The organism is Flavobacterium sp. LHD-85 (assembly GCF_030929595.1).
Taxonomy (GTDB): Bacteria; Bacteroidota; Bacteroidia; order Flavobacteriales; family Flavobacteriaceae; genus Flavobacterium.
The window spans coordinates 127,659-142,598 of sequence record NZ_JAVFVR010000007.1 but is presented as its reverse complement, the minus strand read 5'-3'; the positions used below and the strand labels follow the sequence as shown (position 1 = coordinate 142,598).

Here is a 14,940-nt window from a genome sequence, read left to right as displayed (position 1 = left end):
GAATTTTAGAAACGTTTAGTCTAACACAAAACTTACGCTAACATTTGCTGTAATTTCGATTTCACCAATTGCTAAAGTTTCATTTGAAGCTCCTCCCATTGAGTCTGCTTCTTTCATTCTCATAGCTGCGTACATTGGCTGTGGACGGTAAATTTGAGAGTTATCAGAGATTGTAAACGCTTTACCCACTTTTTGTCCTAAAACAGAAACGTACTCTTCTGCTTTTGTTTTAGCATCTTTCATCGCCAATTTTCTAGCTTCAGACTCGTATTGCGCTAATCTAGATGTTTCAAAAGAAACTTTGTCGATTCTGTTAATTCCTTGCTGAACCAAACCTTCCATTAATTCATCATACTTAGCCAAATCTTTTACTACGATTTCTACCGTTTGTGTAGCATTATAAGAAGTTTTCTTTTTCTCATAATCGTACTGCGGATTAAGAGCTACTTGTTTTGTTTTGAAATCTGCTGTTGGGATATTCATTTTTTTGATGAATTTTAAAACAGCATCCATCTTTTCGTCATTTTGTTTTTTAACGTCTTTAGCATTATTCCCTTTTGTTTCAACCGAAGCTGAAATACAAACCTGATCAGGTGCTACTTTTACTTTTCCTTCTCCATTAACATTAATTAAAGGAACTTGTTTGATTTCTTGGCCGTAAGACATAGTCATAAACATGATTGTTAAAAATAATACTAGTTTTTTCATTTTTGTTAAATTTTAATGTTTGACAAGAGCATTCCAAAAGTTGTGCCAAGCTTACAGTTTCCCCAATTTTGCCATTCCAAAAAGGATCAAAATCGGAATCGCAAGAAGTATGACCATCAATGTATGGTCTGTAAACAATGATGGATCTTTTATCAAAGTAATCAAATAACCGCCTATAGCGCCTCCAAAGTGTGCTGTATGCCCAATATTGTCATTTTTGGCTTTCATTCCGTAAATTGAGTACAATAAATACAAAATTCCGAAAATATAAGCCGGCATCGGAATGACAAAAAATATTCCGAGCATCATGTCAGGCTGCAGCAATATTGCCGAATACAAAACACCAGTGACAGCGCCTGATGCTCCAACGGCTCTGTAACTATAATCGTTTTTATGAAACAACATAGTAAGAAGGCTTCCGAAAATTAAGCTTCCAAAATAAACCAGAACAAAAGAAAAATTACCAAGCCAATTAAAAACTACTGGCGCAAAAAAATACAAAGTCAGCATGTTAAAAATCAAATGCATCATGTCTACATGCAGAAAACCAGAAGACAACATTCTGATTTGCTCTCCGGAACGAATGCTTCCTACGTGAAACTCGTATTTTCTAAAAAAATAAAGATCATTAAAACCTTTGTAACTAATAACAACGTTCGCAACGATAATCGCTATTAAAATAATATTCATGAGTATTAATTATTGTGAATTGTAAATATAGTCATTCTTAAAGATAAGTTAGCAAGAATGCAAAATATCGATCGCTAATCATTTTTAATTTATCTTTGTAAAAAAAATTTGCATGCAGTTTCTTGTTTATATTTTAGCCTACCCAATACTTTGGCTTATCTCTATACTTCCTTTTCCGATATTTTACTTATTCTCAGATTTTGTCTGCTTTCTGGTATACAGAGTGATCGGATATCGTAAAAAAGTAGTTCGCGAGAATCTTGCGCTTACTTTACCTCATTTAAATGATGCGGAAAGAAAAGCAATCGAAAAGAAATTTTACAAACATATGTGCGACCTGTTTCTGGAAATGGTAAAAACCATGAGCATGTCTCCTGAGGAAATGGAAAGAAGATTTCATGTAACAAACATTGATCTTGTGCTTGATTATGCTAAAAGAGGAAAAAGCGTGATTCTTGTGGCTTCTCATTATGCCAGTTATGAATGGCTTTTAACAATTAATCCTAAACTTGGATTTCAAGGAGTTGCTGTTTATAAAAAACTGGCTAATCCGTATTTTGATAAATTGGTTCGAAAAATTCGTTCTAAATACAACACCGAGATGATCGAAACCAGAAAAGCAATTCCAACAATGGCCAAAAACCAGCGTGAGGGTATTTTAAGTCTGTATGGTTTAGCAAGCGACCAATCGCCAAAGATGGAAAGAATTTTTCATTCGATGAAATTTATGGGTGTTGAAGTTCCTGTGCATACGGGCGCCGAAACATTAGCAAAAAAATATGATTTGGCGGTACTTTTTGTAGAGGTTAAAAAAGTTAGAAGAGGTTATTACGAGGCTACATTTATTCCTCTTGCTGATAATCCGAAAGAATTTGAAAACTTTAAAATTACTGAAATGTATCTTAAAGAAGTAGAAAAACAAATTCTAGAAGCTCCCGAATTTTATTTGTGGACGCACAAAAGATGGAAGCACAGAATTGAATAATATTTTGAAAATATTTTAATCGAAAGTCCGAAAAGCAGCATTTGCTTTTTCGGATTTTTTATTAAAATTCATTCCGTTAGGAATGTCTCATCGGTAGAACCAGATTATGCACATCAGGTATCGTTCTGTAGGAACGTCTGATTAATTACGAAATGAATTCCATTCATAAAATCAGGTGTCCCTATAGGACACAAATTCAAACATCGCCATTTTTTTCTACCAACGAGACATTCCTAACGGAATGTTTTTTTTTTATAAAACCTCTCTAGATATTTAAAACGAATTCATTCCATAGGAATGTCTCGTTGGTAAACGCAAACAACATCATTCTTTTCTACCGATGAAACATTCCTAACGGAATGTTTTTATAAAAAAACTCCCTAGATATTGAAAATAAATTCATTCCATAGGAATGTCTCGTTGGTAGAACCAGATTATACACATCAGGTATCGTTCCGTAGGAACGTCTGATTAATTACGAAATGAATTCCATTCATAAAATCAGGTGTCCCTACAGGACACAAATTCAAACATCGCCATTTTTTTTCTACCAACGAGACATTCCTACGGAATGTTTTTTATAAAAAAGCCTCTTTAGAAATTTCCAAAGAGGCTTTATTTATTTCAAAACTGAAATATTAGATTCCAGCAATTACTTTAATTTCATCAATAATTCTAAGTGCTAATTTATCTGCTGCATCTTGAGAAGGCGCTTCAGTATAAATACGAATAATTGGTTCTGTATTCGATTTTCTTAAATGAACCCATTCTGTAGCAAAATCAATTTTTACACCATCAATTGTCGAGATATCTTCGTTTTTATATTTCTCTGTCATTTGAGTTAAAATTGCATCAACATCAATTTGCGGAGTCAATTCGATTTTATTTTTACTCATGTAGTACTCTGGGTAAGAAGCTCTCAAAGCAGAAACTGGCATTTTTTTGTTTGCCAAATGCGTTAAGAACAAAGCAACTCCAACCAAGCTATCACGTCCGTAATGCAATTCAGGATAGATAATTCCTCCATTACCTTCACCACCGATTATTGCGTTATTTTTCTTCATCAACTCTACCACGTTCACCTCTCCTACTGCACTTGCTTCATAACTTCCGCCATGCGCTTTAGTAACATCTCTTAAAGCACGAGAAGATGACATGTTAGAAACCGTATTTCCTGGAGTTTTACTTAAAACATAATCTGCGCAGGCAACCAAAGTATATTCTTCACCAAACATTTCGCCGTCTTCGCTAATAAAAGCCAAACGATCTACATCTGGATCTACTACGATACCAAAATCAGCTTTTTCTTTTACAACAAGCTCAGAAATATCAGTTAAGTGCTCTTTTAATGGTTCTGGGTTATGTGGGAAATGTCCGTTTGGTTCACAGTATAACTCAACCACTTCAACTCCCATTAATTTTAGAAGTTTCGGAATGATAATTCCTCCCGAAGAATTTACACCGTCAACAACTACTTTAAACTTAGCTTCTTTAACCGCTTCAATATCAACCAATGGCAAGTTTAAAACTTCATCAATATGAATATCCATATAAGCGTCATTTGAAATCACTTCGCCTAAACTATCTACATCAGAAAAATCAAAAGCTTCTGCTTCAGCAATCTCAAGGATTTTTGCTCCGTCAGCTCCGCTTAAAAATTCACCTTTAGCATTTAATAATTTTAAAGCATTCCATTGTTTTGGATTATGAGATGCTGTTAAGATAATTCCTCCGTCAGCTTTTTCCAACGGAACAGCCACTTCAACAGTTGGTGTTGTAGAAAGCCCAAGATCAATTACATCGATTCCTAAACCAATTAAAGTATTCACAACTAAATTATGAATCATTGGCCCAGAGATTCTAGCATCGCGGCCAATTACAACAGTCAATTTATCTTTAGCAATATTGTTTTTTAAGAAAGTTCCGTATGCCGACGCAAACTTTACTGCATCAACAGGAGTTAGATTATCTCCTACTTTTCCTCCGATCGTCCCACGGATTCCAGAAATAGATTTTATTAGAGTCATTTTTGTGAGTTAGGGTTATTTTTTTACAAATATAAAAAAGTTGCTGAGTTACTAAGTTACTAAGACTCTAAGATTTTCAAATTATAATACCGTTTCAGGCCAAAAAGACTCAATTTTATAACAAAATGATTTAAAAAAGTTTTTATACATTTACTAAAATAACTCAGAATCTTAGAAATTTCGATTCTTAGAAACTTACAAAAAATGAATTTCTTAGCCCATATATATCTTTCTGGAGACAATGATTTAATTAAAATCGGGAATTTTATGGCGGATGGAATTCGCGGTAAACAGTTTGAGCATTTTCCCGAAGATGTACAAAAAGGAATTTTACTCCATCGATTCATTGACACTTATACTGATTCTCACGATATTTTTAGAAAAAGCACCAAACGCCTTCACGAGCGATACCATCATTATGCGGGAGTTATTGTAGATATTGTTTACGATCATTTCTTAGCCAAAAACTGGACGCAATATTCTGACGAAGAATTAGAGCTTTTTGTTAAACGGTTTTATCATTCCTTACACGATAATTATGATATTTTAACCGAAAAAACACAAGGTTTAATGCCTTATATGATTGAAAGAAACTGGCTTTTGAGTTATCGAACCACTGAAGGAATCCAGAACATTTTGACCCAAATGGACAGAAGATCTAAAAATATCTCTCAAATGCAGTTTGCTGTTGAAGAGCTAACTGAATTCTACGATGAATTTGAAGAAGAATTCACACTTTTCTTTGAAGAAATGAGAGCACAAGCCAAAGAAAAACTACTTTCTCTTTAAGCGAATTTAATTTTATTACACATGAAAAAAATTACGATTTTAATCGCCCTCTTATATATAAGCAGCAGCAATGCACAACAGACAACGCCAAATCCGACTGGACTAGTTGTTACAAAAGCAATGGTGGTTTCTGCTCGTGAAGAAGCCTCAAAAATTGGTTCTGATATTATGAAAAATGGAGGAAACGCTTTTGATGCCATGGTCGGAACAGAATTAGCTCTTGCAGTTGCTTTTCCGTTTGCAGGAAATATCGGCGGTGGCGGATTTATGGTGTATAGAAAAGCAAATGGCGAAGTCGGTTCTTTGGATTATCGTGAAAAAGCTCCCCTGGCTGCTACAAAAGATATGTTTTTGGACAGCGAAGGAAATGTAATAAAAGGAAAAAGCACTCAAACAGCACTTGCCATTGGCGTTCCTGGAACTATTGCAGGCGTTTTTGCTGTACATAAAAAATATGGCACAATGCCTATTTCTAAAATCCTTGAGCCTGTAATTGTCTTAGCAGAAAGGGGCGTTGTCGTGACCAAAAAACAAGAAAAAAGCCTAAAAGATTATCATGAAAGCATTGTGAAAATAAATGGAGAAAACTCGCTCTTATCTGGCAGTTTCAAAGAAAACGACACCATCAAATATCCAGCTTTAGCCAAAACTTTAAGAAGAATCCAAAAGAAAGGAAGAAACGAATTTTATAAGGGTGAAACGGCAAAAATCTTAGTCAATTATCTTAAGGAAAAAGGCGGTATTATCACGATGCAGGATTTAGCCAAATACGAAGCCAAATGGAGAAAACCATTACAGTTTACTTATAAAGGTTTAAAAATTACATCAATGGCTCCCCCAAGCAGCGGCGGAATCTGTCTGGCTCAAATCTTAAAAATGCTAGAACCTTATGATTTAGCCAAAATGGGTCATAATTCCGCAGATGCCATTCAGGTAATTGTTGAAGCAGAAAGAAGAGCCTATGCTGATAGAAGCTACTTTTTAGGAGATCCAGATTTTGTCAAAATTCCTATGAAAGAATTGTTGGACGAAAATTACCTTCGTGAAAGAATGGCCAGTTTTAATCCGGAAAAAGCAACTTTATCTAGCGAAATAAAAGAAGGAAAAGTAAATTATGCCGAAAGTACAGAAACTACTCACTATTCAATTGTAGATCAATTCGGCAATGCTATTGCAGCCACAACAACGCTGAATGACGGTTACGGCTCTAAATATTATTGTGACGAACTAGGCTTCTTTTTAAATAACGAAATGGACGATTTTAGTGCAAAACCAGGTTCTCCAAATATGTTCGGTTTGGTTGGAAATGAAGCCAACAGCATCGCTCCGCAAAAACGAATGCTAAGCTCAATGACGCCAACCATTGTAGAAAAAGACGGAAAACTTTTTATGGTAGTGGGTACTCCAGGGGGTTCAACGATTATTACTTCTGTTTTACAGACGATTCTAAATGTTTACGAATACAATTTAAGCATGCAGGAAGCGGTTAATGCACCGCGTTTTCATCATCAATGGCTGCCAGATTTAATTACTTTCGAACCTAACACTTTTGAAACCAAAACTATTGACAAGTTAAAAGCTAAGAGTTACATTATCAACGAAAAACCAACTCCAATTATCGGAAAAGTAGATGCTATTTTGGTTTTGCCAGACAATACATTAGAAGGAGGAGCCGATTTTAGAGGCGATGATAAAGCTATTGGTTTTTAATAGTCCGAAGTTTTTATTTTTTTAATCTAACATTATAATCTAATTTTGTAAGACAGATAATTTTTAAAACATAATGATAAAAAAATATTTCAGACGACTTGAAAGTATAATTGCTTTGGCTCAATCTTTAATGACTCCAAAACAGTTCCTTTTTTTATCTAGCGTTTTAACTGGAATATCATGTGCTTTTGCCGTGATTGCCCTTAAAACATTCGCACACAGCGTCTTCTCTTTTGCCACATACATCAATGGAATTCTAAAACTAAGCTTCATTAACAGTATTTTGCCCATTATTGGTATTACATTAACCGTTTTTGTTGTAAACAAAGTTCTTAACGGAAGTATACAAAAAGGAACTTCTCAGATACTTTATGCTGTTGCCAAAAAAGCCAGCATTATCCCAAAAAAACAAATGTACGCGCAGATTGTGACCAGTTCGTTAACGGTTGGTTTAGGAGGTTCGGCAGGTTTAGAGAGTCCCATCGTAATTACTGGAGCAGCATTTGGTTCAAATTATGCCCAGAATTATAAGATGCAATATAAAGATCGAACTTTATTAATTGGATGCGGAGTCGCAGCTGGAATCGCAGCAGCATTTAACGCTCCAATTGCCGGCGTTCTTTTTGCTATTGAAGTTTTATTGGTAGATGTCAGCATTTCTGCTTTTACCCCAATAATGATTTCGGCTGCAACAGGTGCTTTGGTTTCTGCAATTGTGCTAGACGAAAGCATACTTTTAAGTTTCAAAAAGCAAGAAACGTTTGATTATCACAACATCCCTTTTTATGTTATTTTAGGTGTGCTAACTGGATTAGCTGCTATTTACTATTCAAGAAATTTTCAGAGAGTAGAGCATTATTTTGCCAAACAGCAAATCAATCCATATAAAAAAGCGTTGATTGGGTCATCGTTACTGGCACTGTTGATTTTTATTTTTCCAACACTTTTTGGTGAAGGATATGAGAGCATCAAAACCCTGTCTAATACAGATCCGGGACAATTGCTAGACAATACTTTATTTGCCGATTTTAGAAACAACCAATGGGTTTTGCTTTTATTCATTGGCGCTACTATGATGGTTAAAGTATTTGCTTCGGGGTTAACTCTTGGAAGCGGCGGAAATGGAGGAAACTTCGCTCCTTCTCTATTCTTGGGATCTTATTTGGGATATTTCTTTTCTAAACTAGTTACGATGATAGGTTTATCTAAACTTCCTATCAGTAATTTTACAATGGTCGGAATGGCTGGAATTCTAAGCGGTTTATTTCATGCGCCTTTAACTGCAATCTTCTTAATTGCAGAAATTACAGGAGGTTACGGATTAATGATTCCGCTTATGATCGTTTCTTCAATCAGTTTTGCCATTTCTAAGCGCTACGAAAAATATTCGCTTGACGTAAAAGGATTGGTGAAAAAAGGCCACGCTTTTACAAGCAACAAAGATTCAAACATTTTATCAACTTTAGATATCGACTCAATTATTCAATGCGACTATTTAACAGTGCATCCAGATGAAAACTTGACTAAACTGGTTGATCTTATTTCACATTCTAACCAAGTCGTTTTTGCAGTTGTAAATCATGATAAAGATTTGGTTGGAGTTGTCCATTTTAATGATATTCGAGAGATCATTTTTAACTCTTATCGAGTTAAATATACTTTTATTAAAGATGTTATGAAAGCGCCTGCTGCCACAATTTCTACACTCGACAGCATGGAAATTGTAATGCGTAAATTTGAAACCACAAAATCTGCTTTTCTTCCTGTTTTACGAGACGGAAAATACCACGGATTCATTTCCAAATCGATAGCACTTGAAGCTTATAGAACAAAACTTCGCTCCATGACTATTGAATAGCCTTAATATCGGATACGTTAAAAATTTTATTTATCCGATATTAAGAAGTATCTTTGTAGGATTATGTTTAATATTGACCTAACATACAGAGAAGAATTTCAATCAACCTTTGATCGATTGTACCAAAAAAGGCAAGAACTGCAAAACAGCAGACCATTGCCTAATATTGCCTTGAATAAAATACGAGAAAGTCTTTCTTTAGAATGGACTTATAACTCAAATAGCATTGAAGGAAATACACTTAGTTTGAGAGAAACCCAAATGGTTATTCAAGAAGGAATTACCATTAAAGGAAAATCGCTGCGTGAACATTTTGAAACTCATAATCATGACAAAGCCATCGATTATCTCTACTCCATCGTTGACGAAAATTATAAACTAAGAAGTATAGACATCCTTTCTGTTCATGGCTTGGTAATGCGTTCTATCGAGGAAGATTTTGCAGGAAGAATTCGTAATGGAGGTGTTCGAATTTCAGGAGCTAATTTTATGCCACCAAATGCTAATAAAGTATCCGATTATTTAGACGAATTAATCGAGTTTATCAATACAAATCCGTTAGGGTTAAACGATATTGAACTCGCAACAATTTATCATCACAAATTAGTCTGGATTCATCCTTTTTTTGATGGAAATGGGCGCACGGTTCGATTAAGCATGAATTTACTATTGATGCGATGTGGTTTTCCGCCAGCGATTATTCTAAAAAATGACAGAAAAAAATATTACGAAGCACTCAATCAAGCTAATAATGGCAATTATCAGAAACTAACTCTTTTAATGTGCCAAGCGCTAGAAAGAACACTTAATATTTATCTAGGCGCAATGCCAGGAAGCCCTTATGATTATCAATCGATTCAGAACATCGTTAGTGAACCTGACACGCCTTACGGCCAAGAATATGTCAGTTTATTGGCTCGAACAGGAAAAATCGACGCTTACAAAGAAGGTCGAAATTGGTACACTACAAAAGAAGCTATAGAAAACTATATGGCAACTCGAAAAAGAAAACGCTAGTTTAAACTAGCGTTTTTTGTTACTAATTGTAACATAAAGTTTTGCTATCGAGCACTAAAAGAACAAATCAAAGTGGTAACTTTGCGTTTTTGCTCAAAATTATGCTAGATAAAGACAATACTATTGAAGTTCTTGGTGCAAGAGTTCATAATCTAAAAAATATCGATATATCTATCCCGCGTGAAAAACTGGTTGTAATTACCGGTTTATCAGGTTCGGGAAAATCTTCTTTGGCTTTTGATACGATTTATGCTGAAGGACAGCGCCGTTATGTTGAAACTTTTTCAGCTTACGCAAGACAATTCCTTGGCGGATTGGAACGTCCTGATGTTGACAAAATCGACGGACTTTCTCCCGTAATTGCGATTGAACAAAAAACAACCAGTAAAAGTCCGCGTTCTACAGTTGGAACTATTACTGAAATTTACGATTTCTTAAGGCTTTTGTACGCACGTGGTGCAGATGCCTACAGTTATAACACTGGCGAAAAAATGGTTTCGTATTCTGACGAACAGATTAAAGATCTGATTATTCAGGATTATAACGGAAAACGAATCAATATTCTAGCACCGGTTATTAAAGCCAGAAAAGGTCATTATGCGGAACTTTTCCAACAAATAACCAAACAAGGATTTTTGAAAGTTCGCGTAAACGGAGAAGTTCAGGATTTGGTTGCTGGAATGAAATTGGATCGTTACAAAACACACGATATTGAGATTGTAGTAGATAGGATGGTGATTGAAGATAATCCAGATACACAAAAAAGATTATCTGAAAGCATCAATACAGCCATGCATCATGGTGAAGATGTTTTAATGATTTTGGATCAAGATTCTAACGAAGTACGTTATTTCAGTAGAAATTTAATGTGTCCTTCAACTGGAATATCTTATCAGAATCCAGAACCGAATTTATTCTCTTTCAACTCTCCAAAAGGAGCTTGTCCGCATTGCAACGGATTGGGAACTGTGCACGAAATCAACGTCAAGAAGATTATTCCGAATCCGAAATTATCTATAAAAGCTGGAGGTTTTGCTCCGCTTGGCGAATACAAATCTTCGTGGATTTTTAAACAATTGGAAACTATTGGAGAAAAATTCGGATTTAAAATTACCGATTCGATTGAGAAAATCCATGAAGAAGCAATGCAAATGATTTTGTATGGCGGAAAAGATAAATTCTCAATCAACTCAAAAGATCTTGGCGTTACGAGAGAATATAAAATCGATTTTGAGGGAATTTCTAATTTCATCAAAAATCAATATGATGAAAGCGCTACAACCAGCATAAAACGTTGGGCAAAAGATTTTATGGACGAAATTAATTGTCCTGTTTGCGATGGCTCACGCCTTAAAAAAGAAGCTTTGTTTTTTAGAGTAAATAAAAAAAATATCACCGAATTGTGTGATATGGATATTTCAGATTTAACAGCTTGGTTTCAAGATTTAAATAGCCATTTAACAGACAAGCAGCTTTTAATTGCTTCTGAAGTCGTAAAAGAAATCAAAGACCGCTTGAACTTCCTTATGAATGTTGGTTTGAATTATTTGGCTTTAAGCCGAAGTTCAAAATCACTTTCTGGTGGTGAAGCACAGCGTATTCGTCTGGCAACACAAATTGGTTCACAATTGGTTGGAGTTCTTTATATTTTGGATGAACCTAGTATTGGTTTGCACCAAAGAGATAACGAGAAGTTAATTCATTCTTTAGAACAATTACGCGATATTGGAAACTCAGTAATTGTAGTGGAACACGATAAAGACATGATCGAAACGGCTGATTATGTAATTGATATTGGACCAAAAGCAGGGAAATATGGTGGAGAAATCATCAGTATCGGAACTCCGAAAGAAACTTTAGCTTCAAACACTATTACCGCTCAATATTTGAATGGTAAAATGAAATTTGATATTCCGAAGAAAAGAAGAAAAGGAAATGGCAAATTCTTGAAACTGACTGGTGCAACAGGAAACAATCTTAAAAATGTTACCATAGAAATTCCGTTAGGACAAATGACCTGCGTTACGGGAGTTTCTGGAAGCGGTAAATCGACTTTGATTAACGAAACATTGTACCCTATTTTAAATGCGTATTATTTTAATGGCGTAAAAAAACCGCAACCTTACAAAAAGATTGAAGGTCTAGAACATATCGACAAAGTAATTGATATTGACCAAAGTCCGATTGGAAGAACGCCACGTTCTAATCCAGCAACATACACGGAGGTTTTTACCGAAATTAGAAATCTATTTACGATGACTTCCGAAAGTATGATTCGTGGTTATAAAGCGGGTCGTTTCAGTTTTAACGTAAAAGGCGGACGTTGCGAAACCTGCGAAGGTTCTGGTGTGAGAACTATCGAAATGAACTTTTTACCAGACGTTTACGTAGAATGTGAAACGTGTCAGGGAAAACGTTTTAATAGAGAAACTTTAGAGATCAGATACAAAGGAAAATCAATTTCTGATGTTTTGGATATGACGGTTGATGAAGCTGTTCCGTTTTTTGAAAATATTCCAAAGATTTATAGAAAAATCAAAACCATTCAAGATGTTGGTTTAGGTTACATTACGCTTGGTCAGCAAAGCACAACGCTTTCTGGTGGTGAAGCGCAGCGTATAAAACTGGCAGGAGAATTGTCTAAAAAAGATACTGGAAATACATTTTATATTCTGGATGAACCGACAACAGGACTACACTTTGAAGACATTCGCGTTTTGATGGAAGTAATCAATAAACTGGTTGATAAAGGAAATACGATTCTAGTTATTGAACATAATATGGATGTTATTAAACTTGCTGATTATATTATTGATATTGGTCCAGAAGGCGGAAAAGGCGGTGGACAATTGGTTGCAAAAGGAACACCAGAAGAAGTGGCGCAAAATAAAAAGAGCTATACGGCTAAGTTTTTGAAAAAAGAATTGGAGTAAAAATTAGACACCCAATACATCAATATGAAAAAAAATATAGCTTTAATTTTCTTTCTGATATTTACATTCATCTCGTGCAATAAAAAAACCGTCATTGATAAAGAAATAGAAAGTTTAGAAATCAGACCTGCGAATTTTACTAATATAGATACGGTATTCTATAAAAATCATAACATAAAATCTTTACGATTAATTACAACACCAACTGAATATATCGATATGTCGTTTTATGAGTCTGGAAAGAAAAAATCAATTGGTCCTGTAAAAAATCATCAGTGTCACGAAAAATACATTGATTGGTATGAAAATGGCAAACTTAAATGGACAAGAGAGTACAATTACGGAAATCAAATTGGAAAAAGCATTGAATACGATGAAAATGGAAATTTCAAACAACAATTTGACAATACAACAAACGAATCAACAACTTATTGGAAAAATGGTAAGCCAAAATTAAAATTTATCGAAAATGGTTCGCATTATTATTTCTATCAGAGCGGTAGTTTAAAGGAAAAATTCGATCCAATTAATAAAGACGAATACATCGTTAAATATTATGATGAAAACGGAGAAATTAAGTTCTCGGGAAAATACAAACAAAATCTATTATACAAGGAAAATAAAAAATTCGACGGAAAAATAATTTGCTATTTCAAGAATGGTAAAATATCACATTTTGAAGAGTTTCTTAATGGAATTCCAGTTGGCAAATTTTATAGTTATTACGGAAATGGAATTTTAAAATTTGAAAGTAAAGTCGAAAATGGAAAAGAGCTTTACTACAAACAATATTACGAAAATGGAAAAATCTATTTTATCCGAGATGCTGTCAAAAATACATTTGCACAATGGGATGAGAATGGAAAAAAAACAGAAGAAAACCTAGATTAAATTGTAGCTTCAAACAATTAAGCTATTGTACAAGTTTCGTGGATTCTTATAATAATTTAAGAAAATTATTTAACCCAATCAACTGATAATGAATCAAAAAACAGAATTTGATTATTATCACAACATTACTTTTGGATTATAATTCCCGTTTTTTATAACAATTCTAGAAAAAAGCGTTAATTTAGTATCCGCTTTTTCTGAAAAAATCAAGCTTTTTAAAGAAATCATGTTTCGATTAAACTGATTGTTTATTTGAAACCAACTGCCCTAGCCCTGATGGGAGCGGCATCTCCCGATTTAGAAAAACAAGGCTTTTTAGCCGTAGTTTTTGTTTATCGGGAATATAGCGGACAGCAGGAATCAGCTCCTAATCCTTCGACTACGCTCAGAATGACAAAATGGGACAAAAACATAAATAAAATAATAAATTAAAATACCTAAAATGAGATTAGAAGATTTTGATAATGATGAAGATAAAGTAATTCAGGATCGTTTGAAACAAAGAACGTGGAATGAAATTAAAACCAATGACAGCTGGGCAATTTTTAAGATTATGTCTGAGTTTGTAAATGGTTACGAAGCAATGGGACGTATTGGTCCTTGCGTTTCTATTTTTGGATCTGCAAGAACTAAACCAGACGACAAATACTATCAATTGGCAGAAAAAATTGCTTATAAAATCAGTAAAGCAGGTTACGGTGTGATTACAGGAGGTGGTCCCGGAATTATGGAAGCTGGAAATAAAGGCGCACATTTGGGCGGAGGAACTTCGGTTGGTTTAAATATCGAGCTTCCGTTTGAGCAGCATTTTAATCCGTATATTGATCATGATAAAAACTTGAATTTCGACTATTTCTTTGTGAGAAAAGTAATGTTCGTAAAGTATTCGCAAGGTTTTGTGGTTATGCCAGGAGGTTTTGGAACTTTAGACGAAATGTTTGAAGCGATCACTTTGATTCAGACTAAGAAAATTGGAAAGTTTCCGATTATTCTGGTTGGAGTTGAATTCTGGTCTGGCTTGATTGAATGGGTTAAAACTGTTTTGGTTGAAAAAATGCATACGGTAAGCCCTGAAGATTTGAATTTATTTAAAATTGTAGACACAGAAGACGAAGTTGTTGAGGCATTAGATAAATTCTACAAAAAGTACGATTTAAGTCCGAATTTCTAATTTTCAAAACCAGATAAGTGATATAAGTTCATCTAAAAGCATTATTTTAAGCTTTGCGTTTAAATACACTTATATCACTTATATGGTTAAATTATACTGCAAATACACAAAAATTGTAAGCTGTTTTTTTAAACAGCTTTTTTTATACTATTTTTACAAAA

Annotated in this window: 12 protein-coding genes; 9 read left to right on the top strand and 3 right to left on the bottom strand. The window is 34.4% G+C overall.

Annotation, left to right across the window (positions count from 1 at the left end):
- Positions 1 to 15: 15 nt before the first annotated feature.
- Both RB618_RS13595 and RB618_RS13590 read right to left on the bottom strand, forming a co-directional pair.
- Positions 16 to 708 carry an SIMPL domain-containing protein gene (locus RB618_RS13595; RefSeq protein WP_308069223.1) on the bottom strand — a complete coding sequence of 231 codons (693 nt, stop codon included), beginning with the start codon at positions 706 to 708 and terminating at the stop codon, positions 16 to 18.
- Positions 709 to 759: 51 nt separating this feature from the next.
- Positions 760 to 1,398: a rhomboid family intramembrane serine protease gene (locus RB618_RS13590; protein ID WP_308069222.1), complete on the bottom strand. Its 639-nt coding sequence runs from the start codon at positions 1,396 to 1,398 to the stop codon at positions 760 to 762.
- Between the two features lie 112 nt (positions 1,399 to 1,510).
- On the opposite strand from RB618_RS13590, the gene RB618_RS13585 reads away from it, so the two are divergent.
- The gene (locus RB618_RS13585) at positions 1,511 to 2,383 is read left to right on the top strand and encodes a lysophospholipid acyltransferase family protein (protein ID WP_308069221.1); all 873 of its coding nucleotides are present in this window, start codon (positions 1,511 to 1,513) and stop codon (positions 2,381 to 2,383) included.
- A 638-nt stretch (positions 2,384 to 3,021) separates the two neighbouring features.
- Here the strand turns inward: RB618_RS13585 and glmM are convergent.
- On the bottom strand, positions 3,022 to 4,410 hold the full coding sequence (gene glmM, locus RB618_RS13580) for a phosphoglucosamine mutase (protein WP_198856239.1): 1,389 nt from the start codon (positions 4,408 to 4,410) through the stop codon (positions 3,022 to 3,024).
- A gap of 204 nt (positions 4,411 to 4,614) precedes the next feature.
- On the opposite strand from glmM, the gene RB618_RS13575 reads away from it, so the two are divergent.
- The 8 genes from RB618_RS13575 to RB618_RS13540 all read left to right on the top strand — a co-directional run bounded on the left by RB618_RS13575 (position 4,615) and on the right by RB618_RS13540 (position 14,779).
- Positions 4,615 to 5,199, top strand: coding sequence for an ACP phosphodiesterase (locus RB618_RS13575; RefSeq protein ID WP_308069220.1), 585 nt, complete (start codon positions 4,615 to 4,617; stop codon positions 5,197 to 5,199).
- A 21-nt stretch (positions 5,200 to 5,220) separates the two neighbouring features.
- On the top strand, positions 5,221 to 6,909 hold the full coding sequence (ggt, locus tag RB618_RS13570) for a gamma-glutamyltransferase (RefSeq protein WP_308069219.1): 1,689 nt from the start codon (positions 5,221 to 5,223) through the stop codon (positions 6,907 to 6,909).
- A 73-nt stretch (positions 6,910 to 6,982) separates the two neighbouring features.
- On the top strand, positions 6,983 to 8,767 hold the full coding sequence (locus RB618_RS13565; RefSeq protein ID WP_308069218.1) for a chloride channel protein: 1,785 nt from the start codon (positions 6,983 to 6,985) through the stop codon (positions 8,765 to 8,767).
- A 63-nt stretch (positions 8,768 to 8,830) separates the two neighbouring features.
- Positions 8,831 to 9,784 (top strand): Fic family protein, encoded by a 954-nt coding sequence (locus RB618_RS13560; RefSeq protein WP_308069217.1) that lies wholly within the window; start codon positions 8,831 to 8,833, stop codon positions 9,782 to 9,784.
- Between the two features lie 101 nt (positions 9,785 to 9,885).
- On the top strand, positions 9,886 to 12,717 hold the full coding sequence (gene uvrA, locus RB618_RS13555; protein ID WP_308069216.1) for an excinuclease ABC subunit UvrA: 2,832 nt from the start codon (positions 9,886 to 9,888) through the stop codon (positions 12,715 to 12,717).
- A 24-nt stretch (positions 12,718 to 12,741) separates the two neighbouring features.
- The gene (locus tag RB618_RS13550; RefSeq protein ID WP_308069215.1) at positions 12,742 to 13,608 is read left to right on the top strand and encodes a hypothetical protein; all 867 of its coding nucleotides are present in this window, start codon (positions 12,742 to 12,744) and stop codon (positions 13,606 to 13,608) included.
- A 252-nt stretch (positions 13,609 to 13,860) separates the two neighbouring features.
- Positions 13,861 to 14,040 carry a hypothetical protein gene (locus RB618_RS13545; protein WP_308069214.1) on the top strand — a complete coding sequence of 60 codons (180 nt, stop codon included), beginning with the start codon at positions 13,861 to 13,863 and terminating at the stop codon, positions 14,038 to 14,040.
- A 10-nt stretch (positions 14,041 to 14,050) separates the two neighbouring features.
- The gene (locus RB618_RS13540; RefSeq protein ID WP_111377213.1) at positions 14,051 to 14,779 is read left to right on the top strand and encodes a TIGR00730 family Rossman fold protein; all 729 of its coding nucleotides are present in this window, start codon (positions 14,051 to 14,053) and stop codon (positions 14,777 to 14,779) included.
- Positions 14,780 to 14,940 lie beyond the last annotated feature (161 nt).